We start from the raw sequence: 683 nt of genomic DNA on the forward strand, positions 1-683 counted from the left end.
TATCGCCGCGTGGCCTGTGTTCTGCGTAAGGAAGGGCATCGGTTAAATCATAAAACCGTCCGGAAGCTGATGACGGCGCTGCAGTTGAAGTCACCAGTACGCAGTAAGAAGTACCGGTCTTATAAGGGAGATATCGGTAAGGTTGCGCCCAATCTCCTGCAACGCGACTTTATCGCCCAGTGTCCGAATCAAAAGTGGGTGACGGATGTGACGGAGTTCCAGGTGGGGGAAGATAAGTTGTATCTGTCAGCGGTTCTTGACTTGTACAACGGTGAAATCATCGCGTATGAACTGGCGCGCAGAGCGGCATTCAGGCTGGTAAAAACCATGCTGGACAAGGCGCTATACAGACTGAAACCAGGCGAAAAGCCTCTGCTGCACAGCGACCAGGGCTGGCATTACCGGATGGAGGCTTATCAGCATCAGTTACGGGAGCATGGAATAGAGCAGAGCATGTCTCGCAAAGGGAACTGCCTGGACAATGCGGTGATGGAGAACTTCTTCGGCCATCTGAAAGCGGAGCTTTATTACTTACAAGGCTTTGATAACGTTGAACACCTGGCAAAAGAAATAGAGCACTACATTGATTACTACAACCATGACCGCCTCAGAGAGAAACTAAAAGGCCTGAGTCCGGTAGAGTATCGAACTCAGGCCACGAAGGCCGCCTGAATTTACATCGT

Annotated in this window: 1 protein-coding gene; it reads left to right on the forward strand. The window is 50.8% G+C overall.

Going from position 1 to position 683, the window contains the following annotated elements; genetic code table 11:
- The coding region (locus M6G53_RS24950; protein ID WP_253335245.1) for an IS3 family transposase at window positions 1-672 on the forward strand (672 nt) is incomplete at its 5' end.
- Window positions 673-683: the final 11 nt, after the last annotated feature.

Origin of the sequence: Serratia nevei (assembly GCF_024160145.1) — a bacterium.
Lineage (GTDB): Bacteria > Pseudomonadota > Gammaproteobacteria > Enterobacterales > Enterobacteriaceae > Serratia > Serratia nevei_A.